The following is a 25763-nucleotide window of genomic DNA, read 5'->3' as shown; positions in this document are numbered from 1 at the left end:
CAATTTGGTTTATTTTGACAATACTGTTTATGGATACAGTATTTCACTTGGCAATGAGAGAGGGCGTTACAATGGAAATGATTGTAGAGCAGCGCGCCGAGCGCATTTTCGCGGGTATTCGCATGGTGGGGCCGTTAGACCAAAATGTGGGTGTCGGTTTCCAGAAACTATATCAGTGGATTGATAATAATAAGGTGGATGAAAACGGTGACTGGATTGCGATCTATTACGACAATCCAGAAGAAGTTCCACCGGAAGAGATGCGCGTTGATACCGCGATTACCGTCGAGCCTGATTTTGTTTTACCGGCCAATAGCGAAGGGGTTCGCATTGATACCTTGAAAGGCGGCTTATACGCGGTGGCGCAGGCGCATGTTGAAGACGGTGATTTTGGTCGCCCGTGGATGGAGTTTTTCAACGAAGTGCTGCCAAGAAGCGGCTACGTGCCGATTAACGCGCCATGTTTTGAAAAATACCACAACGATGGAACTGAAAGCGGCATCTGGGATTTTGAAATGTGTGTGCCTGTACAGAAGGCATAATATATTTTCTTTATTATCGACTGGGAAAATGCGCAGAGGGAATACGGGATGATATGCGTGTGTGAAGTGATATGTCGCTGACGGATCATCCGTTTTTCACTGAGTTATTAAGTGGGCTGGTTTTGAATCCTCAGCAGCTCAAGCACACATACTTTGCTCAGCGTTCGCGTGATAGCCAAGGCCATTCGTTAGGGAATAGCCTTGGTGCGAAATTCCCACGTCTTGAGATTGTTTTACGTGGTAGCTACACGGCAGAAAAGCCCGCTGGCACGAGCATCACGTTGGCTCACGGCGATGCGTTGTTTATTCCTGCATTTGCTAGCAGCCAGCCGACGTGGGACAAGGATGTATTATTGCTTAGCGTGCTGTTTGCGCCGTCCTACATTGGTTTTCATTTCTTTGATAAACGCGCTACGACGGCGGGTTTTCATCGTTTAAGAACGCTGGAAATAACCCAACAAAATGCCGAAGAGAGTGAGCATATTTTACAGGCGCTAAACGCGTTGGCGGCAAGAACGGCAGATCCTGATATTGGTCGTTATTTGGTTCTGAGTTTGCTGCATGTTTGCCGTAACCAGTTGGCCTTACCGTTGGCAAATAAAATGCAGCGCGGTGCCTTTTTATATAAAAGTATCTGTACCTACGTTCAGGATAATTTTTCCAGTGCGTTAACCCGTGAAAATACCGCGGTCATGTTTAATATCAGCGCTAATCATCTGTCTCGTATTTTTCAGCAAGAGGGAAGTATGAGCTTTATTGACTATCTGCACTGGGTGCGGTTGGGCAAAGCCAAGATGATCTTGCAGAAATACCATTTGAACGTGAACGAAGTGGCCCACCGCTGTGGTTATAGCGATGCGAGCTACTTTTGCCGCCTGTTCAAGCGGCAGTTTGAGATAACGCCCTCGGAATACCGAGAGCGTTTCCTGTCGAGTTAATTAAAAGGTTAATTCGCTTTGTAGCAGCGAGAGAATGGCTTCTGCGTTGGGTGCTGAGCGCATTGCTTCACGAAACTCTTTCTTCACTAATTTACGCGCGAGCTGGGAAAAGACTTTAACGTGACTAACGCTGTCTTGTGCGCCTAGAGTCAGCATAATAACGAAGTCGACCTCACCCATTTCTGACTGCCAATCAATAACGTTTTCGAGCCGAGCAATGCTGATACTGGAGTGTTTAATATGAGTCGATTTGGTGTGCGGAATGGCAAAGCCAAAGCCCACACCGGTGGTGACGATATCTTCACGCTGCCAGATATCCTCTTCCAGTTCGGTAGGATGATCGGTGCGATCCTGAATGGCTAAATTGCCGCACAGGTATTGAATCACCTGTTCTTTATTCGTCAGGTGAGCGGGAACGATAATATTCTCTAGCGCCAGCAACGGTTTCTGATCTGCGGGGATCGCCTGCGTATCCAGTAACGCTTCAATATCGTTAGCCGATTTGCACTCACAGGCGCGGTTGGCCAGTGCTACGCACTCTTCGGCGCTGAGTTTGCGTGCCAGCTCTTTAATCGCCGGAATGCGCGCGCCGCTCATGCTGAGCTCGTCTAAACCTAGACCAATCAGCAGAGGCAGATAACGAGGTTCCCCACCGAGCTCACCGCACAGTCCCACCCAGCGTTCACGTCGATGCGCGACGTCGATAATCTGGCGCAGCATACGCAGAAACGAAGGGGTAATCGGATTATAAAGGTGCGCGACGCGCTGGTTATTGCGATCGACGGCATACAAATATTGCGTCATATCGTTGGAACCAATGCTAAAGAAATCAACCTCATCGCAGAAGTGGTCGATGATAAAACACACCGATGGCACTTCGACCATAATACCGAGCTCTAGGGTTTCGGCGTATCGCAAACCTTCTGCTTTCAGCGAGCGCTGAGCCGAGGCAATTTGCTGTTTTACCCACAGAATTTCATCGAGCGTGTGTACCATTGGGATCATTAAACGCGCATACCCGGTGGTTGCCGCTCGAAGTATGGCGCGCAGCTGAATGGTAAATAGCTCGGTAAACTCGGGATAAATGCGCACCGCGCGATAGCCAAGAAACGGATTTTCTTCTTGAGGGATATTCAGGTAGCTGATTTTTTTGTCGCCGCCGATATCCATGGTACGAAAAATCACGGGATGGGTGCCCGCATTCATCAACACCTGCTGGTAGGCTTCAAACTGTTCTTGTTCATCGGGCGCTTTATCGCGGTCCATAAACAACATTTCGGTGCGAAATAGGCCAATGCCTTCCGCCCCTTGGCTAAACGCGGCGGGGGCTTCTTGCGCAGTACCAATGTTGGCACCTATTTCAATGCAGCGCCCATCCTGCGTGACCGCTGGAAGATCCGCCATTTTCAGCTGACGTGCACGGTTTTGTTGTTCCAGCCCAAGTGCAACAGAGAAATACCCACTGACGTCTTCGTTGGGCTCAATCACTAGAATGCCGGCCTGCGCGTCGATAAAGACGGTCTTATCATCTAAGTGTTGCAAGGCCGACAGTTCGATCCCCGACAGCACGGGAATGCCCAACGAGCGCGCTAAAATGAGCGTATGCGAGGTGCGCCCGGTTTGCGTTAACACCATTCCTGCCAGTAGCTGTTTGTCTAAGCTTAAAAACTGACTCGGCGTGATATCTTCGGCGGCAATAATCGTCGGTTTATGCAAAACAAGGGGATCGCCCAAATTGACGTTGGGATAGGCGACGTGCAGTAATTGAGCGGTAATGTCTCTAATGTCTTGCACGCGCTCGCGCAGGTACTCACTCGCCGACATGGCTAATTTGCCACACACTTCTTCCATGCTTTCAATGGCTGCGGTCGCCAGACTGCACTTTCTCTGATTCAGATGACGCAAAATGTTTTGGCTAAATTCTTTGTCCTGAATCAGCGAGAGATGGGCATTGACAATGGTTTTGCTTTGCCCTTTTAGGCTGGTCAGCTGGTGGTTAAGCTGCTCGGCTAGCGCAATCAGGCTATGTTCAAGCAGCAGAGGATCCTGCACGTTGGCCGGTTGTGATTTATAAATGTCGATATTGGTATGGCGGTAGATTAACAACGCGCCATGCCCGATGCCGCTCGAGAGCCCACAGCCATGGATCAGGCTTGGCTGAAAACGAGAAAGCGAGCGTGGAATAGGGCGCGTGGTGGCTACGGGCAGAGGCTCAATTTCACTGTCGCTGTCGGCAAAACTCTGTTTAATATAGGTATCTAACGCGCGATAGGCTTTTTCTTCATCGTGCCCGTGGATTTCTAGCAGGCAGGCGTCGTTGAACAATGTTCCGGTGCTGATAAGCGCTAGCGAACTTTTAGCGTCGGCACGGTGGTTTGAGCGCTGATTAATAAAGATAATCTCACTGTCAAACAGACCGCACTGCCCCTTGAGCTCATAGGCTGGGCGGGCATGTAGGCCGTTTGGCAGAGGGCAGAGAAATTCTATCTTTAGCATGGCATGAATCCTTTTCTAAACTCGCGCTACTGCGAAAAGTCCGTTAGATGATGGAGTGTGTCGGCATTCAGTCGATGGATGACTGCAACGAGAAGCTGTTTGGTCTGTTCGATATCCCGCAAATCTGCAATTGATGCGGCGCAATGGCCATGTCGCGTCGGTGCACCCAGTACTGCGGTTGGAATACCTTTGCCGCAAAGATGTACGCTGCCGCCATCGGTACCGCCGTTGCTGAACATATCAGTCTGCAATGGAATGGCATTTTGCTGCGCGGTGTCTTGAATAAAGTTCAGCAGGCGCGGGGACGGAATTAGGGTTTTGTCGTACATCACCAGCATCGGCCCTTGTCCAATTTGTCGATGATTCGCGGCGCCGTAATCGAAGTTTTTTGACCAACATGCGGTGTCGAGGATTAAGGCTAAATCAGGCTGAATCATGTGTGCCGCAGTTTTACCACCGCGCATTCCCACCTCTTCACTAGAAGAAGCAACTAGCCAAATTTCGGCTTCCAACTCAACGTTGCGCAGGGCGTACATTAATTCAATCAGCAAGAAACAGCCGAGCCTGTCATCAAAAGCTTTTCCCATGATGCGCGATTCAGGAGAAAGCACTTTGAAGTCGCTAGCGTAGGTAACGCGATCGCCAATGCGAACCCCACACTGATTCACTTCTTCCGCCGATGTAGCACCAATATCTACGCACAAATTACGCGCTTCAGATCCGTGTAGCTCAGCGTCCAGTAATCCGTGGATTTTGTTGCCGTGCTGCGTAGTAATGCGAACGGGCTGCATGAAACGAGCTAGCATGCGCACGTTACCAATGGGGATAACCTCAACGGCACCTTCGCGAGTGATGCTACGCACCATAAAACCTACTTCATCCATATGGGCGCAAATCATAATCTTTGGCCCTGATGACTGGTTGAGCTGAATCAGCGTTGAGCCTAGCCCATCAAAAGAGACCTTTTTGCCGCATAGGTTTGCGTGCTGTATGAGAATATCGCGAACTTCCTGTTCGGAAGAGGCGATGGCATCTGCCTCGCAGAGGGCCTGCAAGAGATCGATATTCATTGGATATCCTCGCCGGTGGTCAGCAATTGTTTGGGCATTTGGTATAAAACATCACAGCCGTTTTCGGTGACCAATACCACGTCTTCAATGCGCACGCCGCCCAGTTCTGGCAGGTAAATGCCGGGTTCTACGGTCAGCAGCATGCCGGCCTGTAGCACCGTGGTGTCTGTTGGCGAGAAACGCGGATTTTCATGCACATCAATGCCAATGGCGTGGCCGGTATTATGGCCAAAGAAATTGCCATAGCCTGCGGCTGAAATGATGGAGCGTGCCACGCCGTCGACATCACAACAGCGCACGCCTGGTCGAATAGCGGCGATGGCAGCGAGTTGAGCCTGCAATACCACCTGATAAATCGCATAAAGCGGGTGCTCTTGCAGCGGTTTATCGTCATTGCCCTCAACCAAAAACGTGCGGGTCATGTCCGAACAATACCCCTGGTATTGAGCACCAAAGTCGAGCGTGATCAACTCTCCGGCTTTAACGACTTTTTGTGAGGCTTTGGCATGAGGCATGGCCCCACGGATCCCGCTGGCAACGATGGTGTCGAATGATGTTTTTTCCGCGCCTTCGTTTTTCATGAACCATTCAAGTTCGTTGGCGATCTGATGTTCCGTCATGCTGGGGCGAATATATTGGCGAATGTGAGCGCAGGCGCAGTCGGCAATTAAACATGCAGATTTGATGGTGTCGATCTCGGCCTGCGTTTTTATTTGGCGCAGTTCATCGAGACAAATTGGGCTCATCTCAGCGTTAATTTTTTCGATAAGAGACAGGCTTTGGCTGTAGCTCAGATGCTCGGCTTCAAACCCAACACAGGTGAGTTTTTCCTGCGCAATGATTTGATTGAGGATGGCCGATGCGTGGTGTTGCGTATCCGTCATGTGCAGTTGATAACTCTCTGCCTTGGCGGAGAGTTCATGATAATAACGTGAGTCGACCAAAATATGCTGGCTGGTGCGGGTGATAAAGAGATATCCCGATGAGCTGAGCAACCCAGTATGACTAAATTTATTCTGTTTAGCGTTAATAATAACGGCGTCTAAATTGCGTTTGGCTAGCCATATTTGACAGGCGGCGATCGCTGAATAGGGGGATTTATGCATGAGCTACTCGCTTAAATATCATGTTAAGGCAGACCCGCCATACTTGCTGCCACCGACTGTTAACGTGATGGCAGCACCTTTATCAATTAAGACATCACCTCAATGTGCAATTTGCCTTTCTTAAATAGGATATTGCGGATAAATACGGTAATCAGCGCGGTCACGATGGCACCTAATGCAATACCAAAGATATAAGCCCCTAAATTGGTGACTAAAGGCCACGCCCAAATAGCCGATTCAGGGAACCACTGCACTGCGCCTAATGCAACGGCGGTGGTTGAGCCAACGATGGCACCCGTCATATAGGCCGGAATCGAGGCCAATGGGCTTTCGAGTAGGAATGGAATTGCGCCCTCGCTAATCCCCATGAAGGCGAGGAACATAGCGGTTTTCCCCTGAGGATACAGTTGGCTGCTAAACAAGTGGCGCCCGGTGAGGCGGTAGTCAATGAGCGTTGCCAGCCCTAAACCGATAGGGGGGATCACAATCGCGATAGCGCGCGCGGTGATTGGCAGAACGTGATCGCTGGTGAAGCTAAAAGCGATAAAGCCTGCCGCTTTATTTATTGGCCCACCGAGGTCAATAGCGGTGGTGGCGGAAATTCCCACGGCATACATCAGCACGCCTTTATCGCCCGCCGCTTGCAGCATGACGCGAATACCGGCATTCACCCAACCGCCAAACGGGGTAATGACGTAGTACATTGCTAACATAACAAAAACGGCTGACAGAATAGGTAATAAGAAGGTGGTTTTAAATGCCAGTAAATAAGCAGGTAATTGGATTTTGGCATTCATCCATTTCACTAAATAACCGGCGGCAATGGCGATGATCAGCGCGCCAATAAACGTTGAGGGAACCGGGGAATTAGTGACCCATTGCAGTTTACTTAAATCCCATGTTAATTCAGGCGTTGGCTGAGTTGCGATTAATCCCCCAATAAACCCTGCGGGAAAAGCCAGTTTTCCGCCGATTGAGTTAGCAACAAAAGCGGCAAACATCGGGATGGCAAAGCTAAATAGAATTCCGCCAAATGATTGCGATAAATAAGCAAACTTCATCAAGGACAGATTGAAACCAACGTACTTTCCGGTGTTGATGGCCTCCATAATGCCCATCTCGGGAGGCACTTTTAGCCATGCGTAGGCGATAAGCTGGGAGAAGGCGAGAATAACGCCGCCCATGATCAGCGTCGGTACCATACGTGAAATACCTGACATTACATGCTGTGGTAGATCGCCCCACATACTGGGTTTTGCCGTTGGCATCGCATTTAGATTTTTAGTCAGTGTCGCTTCGCCGCCTGACGAAGGATTTACTGCGCTCCTTTTCTTAATAGCCATAGGTACATCTCCCTGATGAGTTCATTGAAAGTTATACCCGTCATACTTCAAGCTGCATTTTTGTTGGCTGCGTTCATTCACCCGCATCATTTACTTGCTGCCTCAATGCAACTCGAATTATTTGGGTATAGACGTATATTTTTATTGTTCAGATTGAATCATCTCTTCAATTTCACGCAGGATCCCATCCGCATTTTTAATCGCGTCCTGCAGGGTAATTTCATACACGTCGCGGCTTTCAAAGCGTTCGTTATCTTCAGGCGTAATGGCAACCGAATGAATAATGATGTCGGCCTCCGCGATATCCTGCGCGGTTAAGCGGTTTTCGATGCCGTCTGCACCCTGAGTTTCAATTTTGATCTGGTCATAACCTGCGGCTTTTGCGGCATCTTCTAGCGCCTGAGCGGCCATAAACGTATGAGCTAACCCCATTGGACATGCACAAACAGCGATAAATTTTTTAGTCATAACTACCTCTGAGTCAGAAAGGGAAACCAATCGCGCTACGTTGCTTGCTCTTTTACGTAGGCTGAAATCTTGAAGGGAGTATGGCGTTTAAAAATGAGGGGATGTTATGGGACAAAACATGCATTTACTGGATATTTATATCCCTAATTGTGAAGTGTGAGCTCTCTCGCATTGTATCGGCGTGTTTTTTCGGAGGTGGTAGCATTGCATCATGCTGCGTCGAGGGCCACTATACGTACGCTTTCATAATTCTTTTCAATCGGTTTATCGTATGAATCTTAATCGTTTTTGTTATCTTTTGCTCGCACTGGCGGCAGTCGGTAGCCTGTTCTCCCTGCATCCGTTTGTGATGTGGTGCCTGTTACTCAATGCGTTAACGTTGATTATTTACGGTATTGATAAATTAGCCGCCATAAAATCGTGGCAGCGAGTCCCCGAGATAACGTTGTTATTCTTTGGCCTGATCGGCGGCTGGGTCGGCGCGATTTTAGGTCAGCAAATTTTCCGCCATAAGACGCAAAAACAACCGTTTAAAACCTATTTTATTATCACGGTGATGGTGAATTTAGCCGTGACGATTGGGGCTATGTATTGGGTTTATCAGTATGGGATAGGGATTCAGTGGTAGAAGCCGCCTATCCAATGGGGGATAACGATTCGTGCTTTGGCCGAGTAAAAGTTATCCCCTCCTATTATTAAGTCATGATAAAAAATCATCCCCCATAACTAGCAATGCTAATAAGTTTTTAAACATAATTTACCTCGGCGTAAAAATATAAATAATGTATACCCGAAAAAACTCTGCCGCTTATCTTATTATATTTCTGGCCGCATTGAGCGGTAGCGGAATTCAGTTGGAGACATATTGAAATAGCCTTTAAATATCTGGCAGAAAGTGCTCTGGCTTGGGAACCCCATTTCCTGTGCAATTTCGAAGACTTTTAACTCTGTGGATATGAGTTTTTGGGCGGATGCTTTTAGTCGTGTAGTTTTGATGAAGGATGAAACGCTAACGCTGTGGTGCAATTGAAATTCACGTAAAAAATAAGAGCGTGAGTATCCAGATATTCTTATCACATCGGAGGCATTGATCCCTTGGTGGATATTTTCATTAATCCAACAAATTACAGCTGGAAAGCTTTGAATAACACATTTTTCTCTTTTCATATTCTTATCCTAATTGGCTCAATTTTAAGTTGCTCCACCTAAAAGGCCTCAAGGATTGTACCAATGCGAAACCGTTAAAATAATCAAGTTATTAATAACGATATGTTTAGATAAACTGAACGAGCTAGGATGGGATATCACTCCGACGGACATTGCGAGAAGGACAATGTTGTATAGAACATTGTCCTTCTCGCAAAAGCAAAGCTTAACAAAATATAAAGATTAGGGGATGTTTTATTCCCCATTCCCTATCGCATACTGCGCTTCTAAGCGGCTAATCCCCAACCCATTCACTTTTTTCACTTTTATTTGCACCGGTATCCGTTCTTTCATGGCTTCAACGTGGCTGATGACGCCAATCATTTTGCCGGTTGCGTTGAGCGTATCGAGGGCATCGAGCGCGGTATCAAGGGTTTCCGCATCCAGTGTGCCGAAGCCTTCGTCAAGGAAGAGCGAATCAATGCTGGTTTTATGGCTGACCAGATCGGATAGCGCCAGCGCCAGCGCTAAACTCACCAAGAAGCTTTCGCCACCGGATAAGGTGCGAGTATCGCGTACCGCATCGGCCTGCCACGTATCGACCACTTCTAGCTCCAGCGCGTCGCTGGTTTTACGTTGCAGCAAATAGCGACCGTGCAGGCGGGCAAGCTGCTGGTTGGCCAAATAGACCAGGTGATCCAACGTTAAACCCTGCGCAAATTTTCTGAATTTATCGCCGCTGCTTGAGCCAATTAGCTGGTTGAGATAGCTCCAGTCTTCATACTCCTGCCTGCTCTGTTCAATACGCGCAAATAGGCTTTGCTGCCCCTGTTTTCGCTCGGCGTCGCTGCGGATCTGCTGCTGAATTTGTCCCTGCTGTACGCTGTTTTCGCGCAGTTGCTCAGCCAGCATAGACAGTTGCTGATTGAGATTTTCTAGCGTGGCATTGATATCAAGATTTTCAGGGCGTTGCGCTAGCCACTTGGATAGCTCGCTTTCTGCCTGCTGTAAGAAAGCTTGTGCCTGCGAAAGCTGATTTTTGCATTGTTCACGCAGCGCGATCAGGCGTTTGAGCTCACTTTCGTCTAACAGCGCGGCAATTAACGTATTTTCATCAGCGAACAGACTGTTTGCCAATGCCTGCTCAAACTCTGTTTGCTGCTGGCTGAGCCGTTGTTCTAATTGCAAGCGTTGTTGTTGAGCGCTTTCGAGCTCACCGCCGAGTTTATCTAGCTGTTGTCGTATCTGGTGTTCAGCCTGTTGAGCTTGCTGAAGCTGGTTTTCAACCTGCTGTTCAGACTCAATTAACGAACGGCGTACCTCGTCTACGCTACGTCCATTCAAAAGGCTTTGGCGTTCGGCCTGCATCTGCTTCAGGCGGGTTTCAAGCTCAGAACAAAGCTGATGTTGTGTTTGCCACTGTGTTTCTAGGGCGGCAAAGGTTTGGCTGAGGCTGTGCTCTTCCGCCATCAGGCGTGTATTTTCTAGTGTTAGTTTTTGGCTGTGGTTTTGGCGCTGTTGCCAGAGCGTAAACTCGTTGCTGCGCTGTTCCAGCCATTCGGCTTCGTTGCCAGAGATAGGCGCGGTTAATTGCAGTTTATGCAGTTCATCGGTAAGGGCGATGTCACGTTGCTGCTGCTGTGCTAACTGTTTACTGTAGTCCTCGCGCCACTCATTGAGCTGCTTGCTCTGCGTTTGAGTGCTCAATTCCAGCAGGCTGATGTGCTGTAGCGTTTGGTTGACCTCTTGCTGAATATTGTTCAGCGCATCTTTGGTCTGCTGCCAGCTCTTGCTCAAAATCTCTCGCTGACGCAGCGTGTGTTGCAGAGCCTCTTCTTGCTGATTAATTTCGGTGAGATAGCTTTCTAGCGCCTCACGGTCGTCAATCGCTAAGCTGAGTTCGAGCGCTACCGTTGCCTGAGCCCAGCGCTGTTGATACTGCATGACTTCAGCTTCAACGGCTTGGGCTTCTTGCTGCTGCTGATTTTGCGTCTGCAGCATCAGCTTGTGCCGCTCTCCCAATTCGCTGCCTTCGCGACTGAGATTTTCGACTTCTATGCGTAGCGCGTCGCGGCGCTGTTCACTGTCTGAAAGGGTGGGTGTTTGGTAGTTTTTAACCGCCGGATGCTCCAGCGATCCGCAGAGTGGGCAGGGATCGCCAGCCACTAAGCGCGTACGTTCTTGTTCCAGTCCGATCACTCGACGCTGTAGATCGATCTGCTTTTCCAGATCGCTAAGATGCTGACGTTTCTCTTTATAGGCTAAGCGTTTGGCGGCTAAAAGCTGCTCTAGGGCGTGCAGTTCCTGCGTGCGTTGCGCATTTTGTAACTGCAGCTGTTTTTGTCTCTGTGAGGCTTTTTCAAACAGCGGGCTGGTTTGTATCAGAATTTGGCGCGCAGGCTGCCCACGGTGCAATTTCTCACGCTGTGCTTCTAGCTGCGCTGAACTGTGTTTCTGGTTGAGCTGCTGATGCTGTAATTCAGCTTCAGCGCAGATTTTTTGCTGCTGAGCTAAACGCTGGCTGAGTAGGGAGCCCGCCTGCTGCAGAACCGTGAGCTTTTCTGTTTCGGCAGCGATATTCTTTTCTGCATCGGTAATGCGTTTACGCAATTCATTTAAGGTTTGGTTTAACTCAGCCGATTGTTCGAACTGGCTCTTCCAGCGGCCTAAATGGCTATTCCATTCAGCATGTTGTGCCGTGTCAGCTAGCTGTTGCTGAAGCTGGTTGATTTCCAGCAGCTGGGCCTGCAGTTTTTCTCGGTTTTGCTTAAGCGCGGTTTCCTGTTTCCGCTTTTCTTCACTAAGTTGCGTGAGTTTTTGCTGCTGAATTAACAGGTCTTCGCGTATCTGCGCCAGCCGTGAATCAAGCGGAACCACCTGTTGGTTAATCAGCGTTTCCGTTGCAGCACGTTGTTGCTGCTGTTGCTGTTTGGCATGAAGCGCTTGGGATGACGCGGTTTGCAGCGAGGCTATCTGCGAGGTCAACTGTTGGCGCTGCTGTTCGCGCTGTTGCTGGTTTTGAGTCGCAGATGCTAAATCAGCGCGTGTCTGGCGTAGCGTTAGCAACAATGGGCGCAGTTTCTCGGCCGGTTCACTGCGTTCAAGGCGTAAAATTTCCGGCTGGGCGGTTTGCCATTGCTGCGATGCTGCGGTAACGCGCTGAGTGCACTGTTCTCGGTTTTGGCTGAGCTCTTGGCTTTTTTGCAGCCAATGGAGGTCGGTCATCAGCGTTTGGCGCAACGACGTTTGCTGCTGTTCTTCACGTTGCAACTGGGATAAACGCTCGGTGAGCTGGTTTAACGCCTCTTCGCTGAGCAGCTCTACGCCTGCGGCGCGTTCATGCAGCGTATCTAGATCGATTTTTGCCTGTTTGAAACGCTGGAATATTTGTTCGGATAGTTGCCCATAAATTTCGGTGCCGGTGAGTTCTTCGAGTAATTCAGCTCGCTCGGCCGGATCGGCGTTGAGGAAGGCGGCGAACTGGCCCTGTGACAGCATCATCGACTTGGTGAAACGGCCAAAATCCAAACCGGTAATATCGGCAATTTTATGCAGCTTGGTTTGGATTTTATCGGTGATGATTTCACCATCGGCAATATGCGCGAGCTCTACTTTTGGCGTTTGTAAATTGCCATCTGGCTTGTTATTGGCACGGCGCTGGCTCCAGAAAGCGCGATAGCCAACGCCTTTAACTTCGAATTCAACTTCGGCCAGTGATTCTGCGGTGCCGCGTGTCATCAGTTCATTTTGCGTTGGTGACACTTTCAAACGCGGCGTTTGGTGATACAGCGCTAAACAGAGTGCATCAAGCAGCGTCGTTTTGCCCGCGCCGGTTGGGCCCGTGATGGCAAATAAGCCGTTATTGGCAAAGTCTTCACGGGTGAAATCGATCTTCCATTCGCCCTTGAGCGAGTTGATGTTTTTTAATCGTAGGCTGAGGATTTTCATGCGTCATGCTCCACGCGAGTCTCGTCTTGCTGTTGTTCTAACACCAGCTCATCCAGCACCTGATGGAATTGATTTCGAATGCGCGATTGCTGTGCGATCAGCGCTTCATCGTCGGTTTCTTCCTGCGCCAAACGGCGCTCAAAGACGTCGCTGACGCTCAGCTCGCTCAGCGTTTCTTTGTCTTGGCGCGTGAGGGCGCTCAAGCGTTGTTCTTTGCTGCGGCGTAGCAAAATCACCTCAACGGGAAGGTTTTCTGCCTGCTGCTGGATCCTGCGTTGGAGATCGTTCAAATAGGCGCTGCTGTTGATTTCAATATCCAGCCAGACCGGTTTTTCGCTCTCGCCGTGATCCGCCGTGGTGGGTTTAAATGCGGCGAGCTGTTGCTCGATTTGCTCAATGCTGCCTTTGATGAGCTGCATTGGCTGAAACTGGGGGACTGGCATGAGCGTCACTTTTTCCAGCGTAGCCCCTGAGAAATCGACTAAGCAGATGCTTTTCTCACTGCCTAGTTCATCGAAGCTAAGGGGGATCGGCGAGCCACTGTAGCGAATATGCTCGCTGCTGGTCACGCGCTGGGGGCGATGGATATGGCCCAACGCAATGTAATCGGCAGGAGGAAACGCGGAGGCAGGGAACGCATCGAGTGAGCCAATGTAGATATCACGCACCGAGTCGGACGTGCTGGCACCGATAGTGGTGAGATGTCCGGTGGCAATAATCGGCAGGTTTCCGCCTAAGGCGTCGCGTTCGGCAACGGCCAGATCGTACAACGACTGATAATGCGCAGCGATAGCCTGCTGGAGGGCGTTTTGTTTTTCTGCGGCAGATTGCCCCGCTAAGCTGATTTGGATATCTCTAGGGCGCAGATATGGCACCGCGCACAAAATAGCGCCGACGGAGCCATTGCGCTGTTTGAGCGGCAATACCTGATGCTGTAAATCGCCTGCGCTGCTGGCGATAACTTGGGTGTTCAAGCAGGCTAATAAATCGCGAGATTCATTCAGCGTGGCTACCGAGTCATGGTTGCCACCTAACACCACCAACTGGCAGCCCGTTGACTGTAATTCCACCACGAAGCGGTTATACAGCTCGCGCGCGTAGCTCGGCGGTGAACCGGTATCAAATACGTCGCCAGCCACAATAATGGCATCGACTTGATGCGCCGATGCTTGTTCAATGAGCCAGCGCAGAAAGGCCTGATGTTCAGCGCTACGGCTTTTGGTATAAAAATGCTGACCAAGGTGCCAGTCTGAAGTATGGATAAGACGCATAAGAGTTCTGCTGTCCTTGCTGTGCGTAGCGTGGGTCACTACCGAGAATAAAATTGATTATACGCAATCTCGAGGGGAGGTGAACCCATGTCCGGCGCTAAGGCCATAATCGGTCTAGGTTTACAAAACCATTTATTACAGTGATGCTGGGCATATTGTTTTTTTTCATAAATCTGTCATAAATCTGACGCATAATGGCGCCCGCAACCAAACTTAAGCAGGATTAACAATGGCCAGACGCATATTGGTAGTAGAAGATGAAGCGCCAATTCGTGAAATGGTGTGTTTTGTTTTAGAGCAAAACGGCTACCAACCGGTTGAAGCCGAAGATTATGACAGCGCGGTGAACTCACTTTCTGAGCCTTATCCTGATTTAGTGCTGCTGGATTGGATGCTGCCGGGCGGTTCTGGGATCCAGTTCATCAAGCATATGAAGCGCGAGGCGTTAACGCGTGAAATTCCTGTGATGATGCTGACCGCTCGCGGTGAAGAAGAAGATCGGGTGCGCGGTTTGGAAGTGGGCGCAGACGATTACATCACCAAGCCCTTTTCGCCCAAGGAACTGGTGGCCAGAATTAAAGCTGTGATGCGCCGTATTTCACCGATGGCGGTGGAAGAGGTGATTGAAGTGCAGGGGCTGAGCCTCGATCCGACATCACATCGCGTGATGGCCAATGAAGCCCCGTTGGATATGGGGCCCACTGAGTTTAAGTTGCTGCATTTTTTCATGACTCACCCCGAGCGCGTTTATAGCCGCGAGCAGTTGCTAAATCATGTCTGGGGCACTAACGTTTATGTAGAAGATCGCACCGTGGATGTTCATATCCGCCGGCTGCGCAAAGCGCTAGAGCTGAGCGGGCATGATAAAATGGTGCAAACCGTACGTGGGACGGGCTATCGTTTTTCGGCGCGTTTCTAACCCGCTATGCATATGCCGTGACGCTTGTTTAAAAGATCGAGATACACGGGTCTAGCACACCGCGGGGCGCTCCGGCGGCTTGCGCCGCTACGACCCCATCGGTGTACTCCCCCTAAAATCGAGCTTAAGTAAACGGTATGATTATGCATTGGGACCCTTAATCGGGCCTCACTGATTTTGGGTATCACTATGTCTATTATTTCTATGTTGTTAAGAACAAAGAGCCAACATCGTGCTTGAACGCCTATCGTGGAAAAGACTGTTGCTGGAGCTGCTGTTTTGCTGCATTCCGGCGGTGATCCTTGGGCTACTGATCGGCTATTTGCCGTGGTTTCTGCTGGCTGCGGTGTCTGCGCTTTTAGGCTGGCATTTCTATAACCAGCTGCGCCTCTCGCACTGGCTATGGGTCGACCGTAGTATGACCCCACCCGCAGGGCGAGGAAGCTGGGAGCCGTTGTTCTATGGTTTATATCAGATGCAGCAGCGTAATCGACGCCGTCGTCGCGAGCTGGCACTGCTGATTAAACGTTTTCGCAGCGGCGCAGAGTCTTTGCCCGATGCGGTGATTATGACGACCGAAGAAGGCAATATTTTCTGGTGTAATGGCTTGGCGCAACACCTGCTCGGTTTTCGTTGGCCGGAGGATAATGGTCAGCACATTCTTAATCTTCTGCGTTATCCCGAATTCACGCATTATCTGCAATCGCAAGATTTTGCCCGACCGCTCACGCTGCACCTCAATAATGGCCGTTTCGTTGAATTTCGGGTGATGCCGTATGCCGAAGGTCAACTGTTGATGGTGGCGCGCGATGTGACTCAAACGCGGCAGTTAGAGGGGACTCGGCGTAACTTCTTTGCCAACGTAAGCCATGAACTGCGAACGCCGCTGACCGTGTTGCAGGGCTACCTCGAGATGATGAACGATGAGGATATGGCGGCTCCGGTGCGGCAAAAAGCGCTTGCGACCATGCAAGAGCAAACCAAGCGCATGGACAGCTTGGTGAAACAGCTATTGACCCTCTCTAAGATCGAAGCGGCTCCGCCGATTGCCCTGAATGAAATTGTCGATGTGCCCGTGATGCTGCATATGCTCGAGCGTGAAGCGCTGTCGTTGAGCAACGGTCGACATGAAATCACCTTCCGCATCAACGATAAGCTGAAAGTGTTCGGCAACGACGATCAGCTGCGTAGCGCGGTTTCTAATCTGGTATACAACGCGGTTAACCACACGCCGGACGGCACCAAAATTGAAGTCTGCTGGCAGCAAACTACCCAAGGTGCGCAGTTCGAAGTCAGCGATAATGGCCCCGGCATTGCAGCAGAGCATTTGGGGCGTTTAACGGAGCGTTTCTATCGGGTCGATAAAGCGCGTTCGCGCCAAACCGGCGGCAGCGGCTTGGGGCTAGCGATAGTCAAACATGCGTTGAATCATCATGAAGCTACGCTCAATATCATGAGTGAAATTGGCCTGGGCACGCGCTTCGTGTTTACCCTGCCGCCGCATCTCATTGTGCCACTATCAGGTGAGAGCGTGGCGCAAAAAAACAAAGGCCAGAAAGGGCTACCGAGCAAGGAAATCTGATGCAGGGACGTCAAATCAAACAATGGAAGGCGGCGCTGATTGGCGTCGTTTGTGGTTTTATCTCGTTACCCGCGATGGCGATCGGCCAATCGATGCTGTCGGGGAATTTGTCCAGTGCGGGTTCGGATACGATGGTGAACCTGATGGCGCTGTGGGCAAATAACTTTTCGCAGAGTAACCCCAATGTGAATGTGCAGCTGCAGGCAGCGGGTTCGTCCAGCGCACCCACTGCGCTGGCTGCGGGCGCCGCTCAGCTAGGGCCGATGAGTCGCCCTATGAAGGCGGCGGAAATCGCGGCTTTTGAGCAGCACTATGGTTATCCTCCGTTAGCCATACCCGTGGCTTTAGATGCTTTAGTGGTGTTGGTACATCAAGATAATCCGCTGCGTGAAATCAGTTTTAATCAACTAGACAGCATCTATTCCAGCACGCTGCGCTGTGGTGATTCAACGCCGATTACCCAATGGAAAATGCTGGGTTTGGGCGGAGAGTGGAAGTCGCGAGCCATTTCGCTCTATGGGCGCAACTCGGCGTCGGGCACCTATGGTTATTTCAAACAGCAGGTGTTGTGTAACGGCGATTTCAGCCCACGTGTCAACGAGCTGCCAGGTTCGGCATCGGTCGTGCAGGCGGTTGCGGGTTCTCTTAATAGCATTGGCTATGCCAGCATCGGTTTTCGTGCCAGCGGTGTGCATATGTTGGCGGTGAGCCAGTTTGGCGGCCCAGCGATTGAGCCGACGGCGGAAAATATTGTGCAAGGCCGCTACCCGCTAGTGCGTCATCTGTATATCTATGTGAACAAAGCACCGGGAAAACCTCTGTCACCGCTAACCGCCGCCTTTATGGACAGCGTGCTGTCGGCGCAGGGCCAAAAACTGGTGTCACAAGACGGCTATATGCCTTTATCAGCGGCAGATGTTGCACAGGCGAGGGCAGAGTTGGGGCTGGAGTAGCATGCTCCGATTCTGTGTGTCGGCTATTCCCTATCAACAATAAATATTCTCATAGGAGTTGATAGAGAGTTCTTAAACGATCGCGGCTTTATTTAAGGCTTAGTTAAAAGAATAAAATATATATGTTTCTTTGTCGGTTACTCAATTTTTTTTAATCTGTTTTTATCAAAAAAGAATGAGAGCTCATCAAACTCAATTGTTTTCTCTGTTTTATTCAACACGATATTCTTCTCCGGATGCTTTTGTACTTCTGTGCTTAGTTTTTGATATACTTCATTTAAACTTTTCCCACGCCATTCACTTTCGATAAGATCAGTGATGATAATTCTGGATCTTACTTCTGAATCTACACTTGCATTAACATATGCGAGTGTAATAGAGCGGTCTATCCATAGATATGTTAAAACTGTGCATAGTACTGATAATATTACTAGTGATGTTATCAGTATAACAGTTGTTAATTTCATTTTTGTGCTGCCTCGAATGCATTTTTTGAGAATGTTCTACATTGGTTAGATGAAAAAGGATTCCAATTATCTTTATCCCTTTCTTTATTATTCGCCACGCTAACCGCGTAATCATAAGCCACCTGTTGGTCAGCCGTTTGGCTACATGTCAGTTCAACCGGTGTATTATGTCCTCATTGCAGGCTTAAGCCAGTAACGGCCACCTTATCGTAACAGATAAATATTGTGATTTTTTTACTTATAGCTTCGTGCTCTTCTTTTTTTATGAGAAGAATGTGATGCAAATCTATTTACCAGAGTTAAATCAATACAATCCCCTGAATAATATACAAGTCCAGCTTGTGGAGATTCTACCATTATCCCCACATTAAAATCTCCCCACTCATCTTTATCGAAACCTTTAGCAAACTCGTTGTTTTCAAAATTGCAAACAACGACTCCGTTTATTCCTCCCCCAAGAGTAACGATATCCCCCAGTAAAACATCACTACCATCTGGATACTTCATATTCGATCCTTTTAAGACACAAACGGTTCTATAGGTATAGAACCTGCTGGAGGTAAAGGCATTAGCGGCAGATGTTGCACAGGCAAGAGCGGAGTTGGGGCTGGAGTAGCGAGCCCCGATTCTGTATTTTTACTAAGAATAAGAAGAGGGTAATGCCTCCAATTAGTAAAACATGTATTTAATGACTTTATATTTTAAAGTTTAACAAAAATGTAATTCATGATCTTGCCTTGATCGTTCTGTCAATATGAGTTCACCAGATGCTTACATACGAATGTAACTAATTTCGAGTGCAACTGCGTCGCTGATGCCTATTGACATTGCATATGTGAAAAAATTTAACTGACAATGAATATTATTTTATTGATTACTGGAATTACTTTTCTGCAGTTTTCTATACAAAATAGGAATAACATAAAACCATTGGATATAACCAACAAAAAACAATATACCCCATTCTATGACCAGATAAAAATAATTAACCTCAAGCCCATTGAGATCCCCATCAACCATTAACGCTATTAAGTAAATAGCGCCAGACAAAAAAGCTGAAACTATAAGTCCTGATGGGAATGATAGAACAAGCATAGAGTAGGAAAGAAAAATCTCTATATCACTATTATTAGTTCCATCATAAAAATAAAGGGTAATGCTCAAAACAACAATAGAGATACTTACCCAAGAAATTTTTAGAATAAACACTTTATTAAATCATCCAATTTTATTAAACCATCCCATAGGTAAATTATACGGTCTATCACAAGACTTTTTACAACTGTCAAGCACATCATCTGACCAATCTTGGCAATCAGTACCCAAAGGTATCTGATACCACGGTCTCTTTTTACTTTTAATTCTATTTTTTACGCATTCATCGACACAGTCTCGATCATCAACTTTTTTGCAAGCACCATTGCCATCAGTTGGCCATGTATCATCAGTTGCTTTGCCTTTACTGCCTGGTAAAACTGCTGCCCCAGTTCTATCCTGCCCACCGCACGTATATCCTCCCTGACCATCATCAACACACAGATATTGATGGTAGAATGGATTGCCCCAAATATCAGGGCCACTACGAGTTCCAGTTCCTCCTAGAGTGTGGAGGGGTATGGTACACATATATGTATGTAATCCTAATGGATCTATATATTGTGTAGGATCTAACGGATAACCATAAAAGTTTAACCCGCCCCTCAACCCAATCGGATCCTGAGCAATATATCGTCCTATCGTCCTATCGTCCTATCGTCCTATCGTCCTATCGTCGGATCGTAATAGCGATGGCGGTTGTAGTGCAGGCCGGATTCTTCATCGTATTGCTGACCTTGCATTCTGATTGGCTGGTGCAGCTGATGCGGGTTTTTTTCACTTAGCGCCTTTCTCTATGCATCTAACGAGATGCAGAAATTATGGAAGAGACTTCATCAAATATAGCAGATTGTTAAGTTCTAACGGGTTGAATATTTAGTGCGTTGAATACATGTCAAGGATAATAAAAATGCCAAAGAAAAATCAATTTCCCCGGCATTTTTATTTCATCATTCCAATGGTTTAACTAATTGTAAGTTTTTAAATGACATGCTTAACATTCCGTCAGAAAGATAAAGAAAAAATTTATATACCTTTTTGTTTTTTATTTTTTTTATATATCCATTGCTTATATTTCCTGACTTGTGATTATCGATTAACTCAACAGAATCCATAGCTAACACTAAATGATCTACATCAGAAAATTCTACTATCATTTTCTCTCTAATATTTTCATTTTTATAAACATAAGTAAATAATGTTATGTTGAAATGAGATTCTTTGAGCGTTGTTTTTATTTCCAATAAAACCCCATCATGCCAATCAATTGAGCTCACTATATCGAAATCACTGATCATATAGGTTCCATTTTCCTCATGGAGTAACAGCGTTTACAGGTATTGACCACCAAAGAGGTGGCACAAGTGAAGGTATAAATCGAATCACTCTATATACAATGCACCCTGCGCCAATTGTAGCACCAGTAGCAATAGCTGCATCAGTTGTTGATAGCCCGGAACTTTTGCAGGAGAGATTTTTACTTGGTTCTGGCTCGAAACCATATTTTTTTGCACATTTCTTAATGGCATTTGGTGCTGATGAGTAATAAATGACTATTCATAATATTGAACTACTCATGATTATGTTAGTTACACTCCGTATTAATAAAACTTGTGCATTACTCCTCTTGTTTTATTATTTTCACTTTATCAATATAATTCCCTGATTAGTCGATCCATAAATACAGTAATCTGATGCTTAATCTCTAAGCTTACTTTTTTTGTATGATAACGGGAGTTTTTTGTTTTTCGAGTGTTTCCAATTCGAGTTTTGCTTTATTATTGCCATTTTTTTTTGCTAACTCCAGCCAAAAAATAGCCTCATTGAGATTATAATATTTCGAGTACTCAGGGAGTTCACCTGATAAGAAATATCCGTAACTGTACTGGGCTACATCATACCCTTGATATGCTGATTTCTTTAAGTACAACATTTGTTTATCAATGTTATTGAGCGTTAAGAGGTAGTATAAATATAATCGAAATGATGCTTGAGAGTCTCCCTTAGATGACTTTTTTTCAAGGTCTATTCTATATTTTTTTTCTAAATCATAAGCTATTGGAGTTGATGATGTCTTGATTTTTATTTTAGAGCTATTTTGATACTCGTCCAGATTAACTGAGCTGGTTACTAGAATAATAACTAAAATAACGAGTAAAAATTTCATCTATAATTCCAATTTCAATGTATATCGCCGGGTTTTTCAACCCGACCTTTAACTGAAGAAACTACATCACCTGATGGTCCGTAAGTCACCCAATTACCTGTATTACTACTATTTACATCCATGGAGTCCATTGGTGCTGTATATGTGGAGGTTAAACCACCCTCATCTGTTTTTTCCCAGACCGTCCATTTAGAATCAGGTGCAGTTACATTTGTCTGAAGCTCCTTAGCTAACTGACTTGCAAAAGAACCGCTTCCCCCTTTTCCTGTATCACAGGAAAATAATCTTATAGGCATTCCTGATTTATAGTCCTTATTTTTTCTTATTAGCTCAGCTAAAAATTTAGCTGGCAAGAGGCCTCCTTGCTCATCAAGAATGATTTTAGGATGCCCATGAGCTCCAACAGTAAAGACCCCAGGGATATTTATTTTATCGGCAATCGAATGAATAAGTTTGTTTGCTTCAGTGTCGTTAGGATATAAATTTGAACTAACTAGTCCCAAAGAATCTATGTCTTGATTTGGGTTTAGCGGATACCGATAAAAATTCATCCCGCCAAATAACCCAATCGGATCCTGAGTAATATACCGGCCTATTGTCGGGTCGTAATAGCGATGGCGGTTGTAGTGCAGGCCTGATTCTTCATCGTATTGTTGCCCCTGCATTCGTATTGGCTGGTGCAGCTGATGCGGGTTTTCTTCACTGAGCGCATTGCCCCAGGCGTCCAGCGTGATGGACCAGTCGATATCGCCGTTGAGGTTGATGAGCTGTTGTGGCGTGCCGAGGTGGTTGCAGTCGTACAGCTGGGCGGCGTAGGGCGTATCCGGCAGCGGGTCGAGCAGGGTGGCCAGATATTCCGGGCTGAGCTGAACCTGATTGAGCCACGCGTGTTGCTCCGTGCTGAGGTGGTTGGCGCGCAGCGCTAGCTCAATGTGGTGCAGGGTTTGCTTAAACGCCGGCGGCAGCGTGATACCGACTTCCAGCTCAAGTTTGTCGGCCAGTGGGGCGATTGTCGGCGGCTTGTCACCTTCAAAACGCAGCAGGGGCACAAAGCTGTGGGGCAAATAGACCGTGTGAATGCGGGTGCCATCGCGCTCGGTGAGCACCAGTTTGTCGCCGTCCCAGCCGAACCAGCTGATGTGTTTAGGCTGGTCGCGCTGCATGACCTGTTTACCGATGCGTCGCCCTAACGGGTCGTAGCAGTAGCGGCCGCCGCGTAGGGCTTCGCCGTCTTGCGCGCAGAGGTAGCTGACGAGCCGATGGCTGCGGTCGTAGCGGTAGTGATGGACTTCGCCTGCGTCGCGTTTGCGGGTTTTTTGGCTGAGGTTGCCGTACTGGTCATACTGATAATAAAAATGCGCATCTTCGCTCAGGCGATTACCCGGATGGCGCATGTCGGCCATAAAGGCCTCGGGCATATAACGGTTGATGAGCCGGTTGCCCGCGAGGTCAAGGTGGTAGTCCGCGCTGCGGTGGGCGCTGCGTTCGTGGATGAGGCGGCCGGCGGCGTCATATTCATAATGCTGGGATGAGAGCGGGCTGACGATATCGCTCAGCTGGCCACGCGACGTATAGCGGTATTCCTGTGCGCGCGGGTCGGCGTTGGGGGTACTGAGCGTGAGGCTGTGCAGGCGTCCGACCTCGGTATAGCCCGTTTCCAACACGCTCTCGCCAAAGCGGCGTTGCGTTTCTCGGTGTAAGGTATCGCGGTCAAATTCCAGCAGGCTGTGCTCGCCGAGCGCCACGCCGAGTAGATGACCGGGGCCGTAGGTGTGCCAGTGCAGGGTAGGCAGGCCATCGGGCGTGGTGAACAGCAGGGCGCTGTTAGCATCATAACGATGCTGGATGCAGTGCTGCCACAAAATACTGCCGTCAGGGGCACTGACAATTTGCTGCTCTTGGTTAATTTGCCCGGATTGATTACGTTCGAACAGCACGCTGACGGGATAGCCTTCGCTGACGTGATGCGCGGCTATTAGCTGGCCGTCGAGGTTATATTCCCAACGCGTTATCTCGCTTTCTGTATTTTCTGTATCGTCACTCACTGCGTGGGTGCGACTCACCAATTGACCCAAAATATCATGCAGCCACTGGGTTATCAGGCCGGCATCGTCGCTTTCTATCAGTTCCCCGACCGCGTTGTAGCGGTAGCGCTGAACCCGTCCGTCAAAGCCAATTTCTTCCACTAAACGGTCCATCGCGTCATAGGTAAAACGCATATGGGCATCGTTTTCATTGGTGAGCGCAATCAGTCGGTCGGCGGCGTCATAGGCAAACTGCTGGGTGGCACCGCCGTGGGTGCGCGTGAGCAGGCGGCCGTTGTCATCGTAGGTCATGTCAGTTTGGCTGCCGTCAGGCTCGGTCAGCGTGATTAAATCACCCGCGGGATTGTAGTGATACTGGGTGCGTTCACCGGCGCTATTTTCCGTGGCGGTCAGACGTCCACGGATATCGTACGCATAACGTAAAGTGAGGCCCGCGGGGCGGCAAATCTCACTGCGCTGCCCCCAGCGGTCATAGCGGTACTCGGTGGTGTTGCCCGAGCAGTCGGTGTAGCAGGCCAGCTGGCCGCTGCGCGTCCACGTGAGGTGTTTCTCTCCGCCGCCAGCATCGGTAATCGTACAGGGCTGCGAGCTGGCGTCATCAGCATAGGCATAGCGCACGGTGCGGTTAAGGGCATCACTTTCTGCGGTCAGGCGGCCAAGCGCGTCATAGCTGCGCGTGAGGCGACGGTCATCGGGCAGTATCGTCTGGGTAAGTAAACCGTGGATGTTGTAGGCAAAGCGGGTACGGTTGCCGTCGGGGGACACAATACTGGTGAGTTGACTGGTGGTAATATCGTGGGTGAAGGCAGTTTTTCGCCCCAGCGCATCGGTTTGCGCCATCAACAGATAGCCCGCCACTTCGTTGTGGCTCTCGCTGCCGTCGGCGTAGGCCCGCTTTACCACCCGCTTAAGGCCTTTTTCGCCGGTGTAATAGTAGGTTTCACGGCGGCCTAAACTGTCGGTCACCGTGGTGCTCTCGGCGGCATAATCGAACTGGTAATCCAGCCCGTTGGGGTTGCTTTGGGTCACGGCCCGACCTTGAGCATCGTAGGTATAGCGGCTGACGGGACGGCCCAGATAGCGATGGGCTGTCATGCGTCCGAGCAAATCGGGGTGATAGGCGAACTGGCGAATGACCTGTCCGCTGCGGTCATACACGGTTTGTAGCTCACCGCGCGGGGTGTATTCATAACGCACCAGCGGGTCGGCAGGCACATCGGGAAAGTCGGGGTCATGCACCAAAAACACCGCCGACAGGCGAACGCCGTTGTCACGTCCCCATCCACCGCGCTGCATACAGACCGCCTCGGCGATATGCTGGTGCTCCAGCCGATAACGCCGCCCTACGCTGTCCTCGACCTCGGTGATGACGCCGGAAAATAGGTCAGTACCGGCGTAAAAGTATTGTAGTTCCTGCCCAAAGCGGTCACGCATGCCGCGCAAAAAACGCCGCGCGGACAGCGGGGCAGGGAGTGCGGTGTGGCCCTCGTCTTCCGAAATACCGAGCACCCACCACGGGCCGAGAGCATCGGCGGTACACAAGTACAGGTGTGAATTTAACCGCCACGATTCGGGTAGGGTGTGCCAAAGCATCGCCAGCGGATGGTTTTTATCGCGTTCTAATAAACCACCGCGTACCAGCCACAGGGATTCGCTGCGGCTGAAATGCGCCTCACCAACGGCGAGCGTGTTGAAATGCAGGCTGCGCCCACCACTGTCGTTGAGGATAAGGCCGGCTTTGGTCACCAGCAGGCTGATACCGCTGGGCAACTGCCAGCCGGGGCCGAGCAAGCCCACGGGCGCTGGGGTATCGGTTTGGTAGCTGCTGTAGCTGCGGGACAGGATAAAAGGCACGGCGGCCGGTAAGGCAACGTCGGTTTCGGCGGAGAGGACTTTGGCGCCGAGGGTCGGATTAATAGGTTTTCCTTTTGGGGGCGCGCTAGCGATACCGTTTGGACAGGTCGAGCAGGCGACGCCGCTGGGTGCGCCGATCAACACGCCTAACGAGCCCTGCGTGATAGGGCCGCCCATCGTGGTCTCATCCCATTGACGCGCTGCGGGTAATCCTGCCATTGCACTTATCCCTGTACGTAATATTCACACCGAGTGTGCTTATCTATGCCACGGGCTGAGGGATTGTTAAATGGCGTTTGATTTATGAATTAATTAAGGGAAATTTAAGTGTTTGCGGAAAACGCCCTATGAAT

At 49.1% G+C, this 25763-nt stretch carries 21 protein-coding genes and 1 pseudogene; 6 read left to right on the top strand and 16 right to left on the bottom strand.

What is annotated here, in order from left to right; all coding sequences use genetic code 11:
• The first annotated feature begins 71 nt into the window (after positions 1-71).
• Positions 72-542, top strand: a complete 471-nt coding sequence (sbmC, locus tag AB3Y96_RS16220; protein WP_025799801.1) for a DNA gyrase inhibitor SbmC — start codon at positions 72-74, stop codon at positions 540-542.
• Positions 543-613: 71 nt separating this feature from the next.
• Positions 614-1480 (top strand): helix-turn-helix transcriptional regulator, encoded by an 867-nt coding sequence (locus AB3Y96_RS16215; protein WP_367299696.1) that lies wholly within the window; start codon positions 614-616, stop codon positions 1478-1480.
• Here AB3Y96_RS16215 and ptsP read toward each other — a convergent pair whose 3' ends face one another.
• The 5 genes from ptsP to AB3Y96_RS16190 form a co-directional block, all read right to left on the bottom strand.
• Positions 1481-3976, bottom strand: coding sequence for a phosphoenolpyruvate--protein phosphotransferase (gene ptsP, locus AB3Y96_RS16210; RefSeq protein WP_072308643.1), 2496 nt, complete (start codon positions 3974-3976; stop codon positions 1481-1483).
• Between the two features lie 26 nt (positions 3977-4002).
• The gene (gene ypdE / locus AB3Y96_RS16205) at positions 4003-5046 is read right to left on the bottom strand and encodes an aminopeptidase (protein WP_367299695.1); all 1044 of its coding nucleotides are present in this window, start codon (positions 5044-5046) and stop codon (positions 4003-4005) included.
• On the bottom strand, positions 5043-6152 hold the full coding sequence (ypdF, locus tag AB3Y96_RS16200; protein WP_367299694.1) for an aminopeptidase: 1110 nt from the start codon (positions 6150-6152) through the stop codon (positions 5043-5045). The genes ypdE and ypdF overlap by 4 nt, the downstream gene beginning before the upstream one ends.
• A gap of 86 nt (positions 6153-6238) precedes the next feature.
• Positions 6239-7495 (bottom strand): PTS fructose transporter subunit IIC, encoded by a 1257-nt coding sequence (locus tag AB3Y96_RS16195; RefSeq protein ID WP_367299693.1) that lies wholly within the window; start codon positions 7493-7495, stop codon positions 6239-6241.
• Between the two features lie 141 nt (positions 7496-7636).
• Positions 7637-7963 (bottom strand): PTS fructose transporter subunit IIB, encoded by a 327-nt coding sequence (locus AB3Y96_RS16190; RefSeq protein ID WP_025799789.1) that lies wholly within the window; start codon positions 7961-7963, stop codon positions 7637-7639.
• A gap of 271 nt (positions 7964-8234) precedes the next feature.
• Here AB3Y96_RS16190 and AB3Y96_RS16185 point away from each other — a divergent pair, with 271 nt between their 5' ends.
• Positions 8235-8591 carry a DUF1294 domain-containing protein gene (locus tag AB3Y96_RS16185; RefSeq protein ID WP_367299692.1) on the top strand — a complete coding sequence of 119 codons (357 nt, stop codon included), beginning with the start codon at positions 8235-8237 and terminating at the stop codon, positions 8589-8591.
• A 188-nt stretch (positions 8592-8779) separates the two neighbouring features.
• Here the strand turns inward: AB3Y96_RS16185 and AB3Y96_RS16180 are convergent, their stop codons facing one another.
• The 3 genes from AB3Y96_RS16180 to sbcD all read right to left on the bottom strand — a co-directional run bounded on the left by AB3Y96_RS16180 (position 8780) and on the right by sbcD (position 14328).
• Complete coding sequence (locus AB3Y96_RS16180; protein ID WP_367299691.1) at positions 8780-9130, bottom strand: helix-turn-helix transcriptional regulator; 351 nt, start codon at positions 9128-9130, stop codon at positions 8780-8782.
• A 234-nt stretch (positions 9131-9364) separates the two neighbouring features.
• Positions 9365-13057: an SbcC/MukB-like Walker B domain-containing protein gene (locus AB3Y96_RS16175; protein WP_367299690.1), complete on the bottom strand. Its 3693-nt coding sequence runs from the start codon at positions 13055-13057 to the stop codon at positions 9365-9367.
• A complete protein-coding gene (gene sbcD / locus AB3Y96_RS16170; RefSeq protein WP_367299689.1) occupies positions 13054-14328 on the bottom strand; it encodes an exonuclease subunit SbcD in 1275 nt (424 codons plus the stop codon). The genes AB3Y96_RS16175 and sbcD overlap by 4 nt, the downstream gene beginning before the upstream one ends.
• 229 nt (positions 14329-14557) lie before the next feature.
• Here sbcD and phoB point away from each other — a divergent pair, with 229 nt between their 5' ends.
• The 3 genes from phoB (at position 14558) to AB3Y96_RS16155 (ending at position 17782) form a co-directional block, all read left to right on the top strand.
• Positions 14558-15247, top strand: a complete 690-nt coding sequence (gene phoB, locus AB3Y96_RS16165) for a phosphate response regulator transcription factor PhoB (RefSeq protein ID WP_004091956.1) — start codon at positions 14558-14560, stop codon at positions 15245-15247.
• A 232-nt stretch (positions 15248-15479) separates the two neighbouring features.
• Positions 15480-16829, top strand: coding sequence for a phosphate regulon sensor histidine kinase PhoR (gene phoR / locus AB3Y96_RS16160; RefSeq protein WP_367299688.1), 1350 nt, complete (start codon positions 15480-15482; stop codon positions 16827-16829).
• On the top strand, positions 16829-17782 hold the full coding sequence (locus AB3Y96_RS16155) for a PstS family phosphate ABC transporter substrate-binding protein (protein ID WP_367299687.1): 954 nt from the start codon (positions 16829-16831) through the stop codon (positions 17780-17782). Before phoR ends, AB3Y96_RS16155 begins: the two co-directional genes overlap by 1 nt.
• 137 nt (positions 17783-17919) lie before the next feature.
• Here the strand turns inward: AB3Y96_RS16155 and AB3Y96_RS16150 are convergent, their stop codons facing one another.
• The 8 genes and pseudogenes from AB3Y96_RS16150 to AB3Y96_RS16115 all read right to left on the bottom strand — a co-directional run bounded on the left by AB3Y96_RS16150 (position 17920) and on the right by AB3Y96_RS16115 (position 25629).
• Positions 17920-18249, bottom strand: a complete 330-nt coding sequence (locus AB3Y96_RS16150) for an Imm58 family immunity protein (protein WP_367299686.1) — start codon at positions 18247-18249, stop codon at positions 17920-17922.
• 234 nt (positions 18250-18483) lie between these two features.
• Positions 18484-18756, bottom strand: a complete 273-nt coding sequence (locus tag AB3Y96_RS16145) for a hypothetical protein (RefSeq protein WP_367299685.1) — start codon at positions 18754-18756, stop codon at positions 18484-18486.
• Positions 18757-19116: 360 nt separating this feature from the next.
• Positions 19117-19458 carry a hypothetical protein gene (locus tag AB3Y96_RS16140; RefSeq protein WP_367299684.1) on the bottom strand — a complete coding sequence of 114 codons (342 nt, stop codon included), beginning with the start codon at positions 19456-19458 and terminating at the stop codon, positions 19117-19119.
• Positions 19459-19467: 9 nt separating this feature from the next.
• Positions 19468-20129 (bottom strand): annotated as a pseudogene (locus AB3Y96_RS16135) (RHS repeat-associated core domain-containing protein); the annotation flags it as partial.
• Between the two features lie 165 nt (positions 20130-20294).
• The gene (locus AB3Y96_RS16130; protein ID WP_367300335.1) at positions 20295-20639 is read right to left on the bottom strand and encodes a hypothetical protein; all 345 of its coding nucleotides are present in this window, start codon (positions 20637-20639) and stop codon (positions 20295-20297) included.
• A 19-nt stretch (positions 20640-20658) separates the two neighbouring features.
• The gene (locus tag AB3Y96_RS16125) at positions 20659-20742 is read right to left on the bottom strand and encodes a hypothetical protein (RefSeq protein ID WP_367300334.1); all 84 of its coding nucleotides are present in this window, start codon (positions 20740-20742) and stop codon (positions 20659-20661) included.
• Between the two features lie 313 nt (positions 20743-21055).
• On the bottom strand, positions 21056-21511 hold the full coding sequence (locus AB3Y96_RS16120; RefSeq protein WP_367299683.1) for a sel1 repeat family protein: 456 nt from the start codon (positions 21509-21511) through the stop codon (positions 21056-21058).
• A 14-nt stretch (positions 21512-21525) separates the two neighbouring features.
• Entirely contained in the window at positions 21526-25629 is a 4104-nt protein-coding gene (locus AB3Y96_RS16115; protein ID WP_367299682.1) for an RHS repeat-associated core domain-containing protein, read from the bottom strand.
• Positions 25630-25763 lie beyond the last annotated feature (134 nt).

Source organism: Hafnia alvei (assembly GCF_964063325.1).
Classification (GTDB): Bacteria; Pseudomonadota; Gammaproteobacteria; order Enterobacterales; family Enterobacteriaceae; genus Hafnia; species Hafnia alvei_B.
This window is presented reverse-complemented; position numbering and strand designations above follow the sequence as displayed.

Excerpts from the sequence above, each read along its gene's own strand:
- sbmC (WP_025799801.1), top strand. The coding sequence starts at position 72 with ATGGAAATGATTGTAGAGCAGCGCGCCGAGCGCATTTTCGCGGGTATT.
- AB3Y96_RS16215 (WP_367299696.1), top strand. The coding sequence starts at position 614 with ATGTCGCTGACGGATCATCCGTTTTTCACTGAGTTATTAAGTGGGCTG.
- ptsP (WP_072308643.1), bottom strand. The coding sequence starts at position 3,976 with ATGCTAAAGATAGAATTTCTCTGCCCTCTGCCAAACGGCCTACATGCC.
- ypdE (WP_367299695.1), bottom strand. The coding sequence starts at position 5,046 with ATGAATATCGATCTCTTGCAGGCCCTCTGCGAGGCAGATGCCATCGCC.
- ypdF (WP_367299694.1), bottom strand. The coding sequence starts at position 6,152 with ATGCATAAATCCCCCTATTCAGCGATCGCCGCCTGTCAAATATGGCTA.
- AB3Y96_RS16195 (WP_367299693.1), bottom strand. The coding sequence starts at position 7,495 with ATGGCTATTAAGAAAAGGAGCGCAGTAAATCCTTCGTCAGGCGGCGAA.
- AB3Y96_RS16190 (WP_025799789.1), bottom strand. The coding sequence starts at position 7,963 with ATGACTAAAAAATTTATCGCTGTTTGTGCATGTCCAATGGGGTTAGCT.
- AB3Y96_RS16185 (WP_367299692.1), top strand. The coding sequence starts at position 8,235 with ATGAATCTTAATCGTTTTTGTTATCTTTTGCTCGCACTGGCGGCAGTC.
- AB3Y96_RS16180 (WP_367299691.1), bottom strand. The coding sequence starts at position 9,130 with ATGAAAAGAGAAAAATGTGTTATTCAAAGCTTTCCAGCTGTAATTTGT.
- AB3Y96_RS16175 (WP_367299690.1), bottom strand. The coding sequence starts at position 13,057 with ATGAAAATCCTCAGCCTACGATTAAAAAACATCAACTCGCTCAAGGGC.
- sbcD (WP_367299689.1), bottom strand. The coding sequence starts at position 14,328 with ATGCGTCTTATCCATACTTCAGACTGGCACCTTGGTCAGCATTTTTAT.
- phoB (WP_004091956.1), top strand. The coding sequence starts at position 14,558 with ATGGCCAGACGCATATTGGTAGTAGAAGATGAAGCGCCAATTCGTGAA.
- AB3Y96_RS16155 (WP_367299687.1), top strand. The coding sequence starts at position 16,829 with ATGCAGGGACGTCAAATCAAACAATGGAAGGCGGCGCTGATTGGCGTC.
- AB3Y96_RS16150 (WP_367299686.1), bottom strand. The coding sequence starts at position 18,249 with ATGAAATTAACAACTGTTATACTGATAACATCACTAGTAATATTATCA.
- AB3Y96_RS16145 (WP_367299685.1), bottom strand. The coding sequence starts at position 18,756 with ATGAAGTATCCAGATGGTAGTGATGTTTTACTGGGGGATATCGTTACT.
- AB3Y96_RS16120 (WP_367299683.1), bottom strand. The coding sequence starts at position 21,511 with ATGAAATTTTTACTCGTTATTTTAGTTATTATTCTAGTAACCAGCTCA.
- AB3Y96_RS16115 (WP_367299682.1), bottom strand. The coding sequence starts at position 25,629 with ATGGCAGGATTACCCGCAGCGCGTCAATGGGATGAGACCACGATGGGC.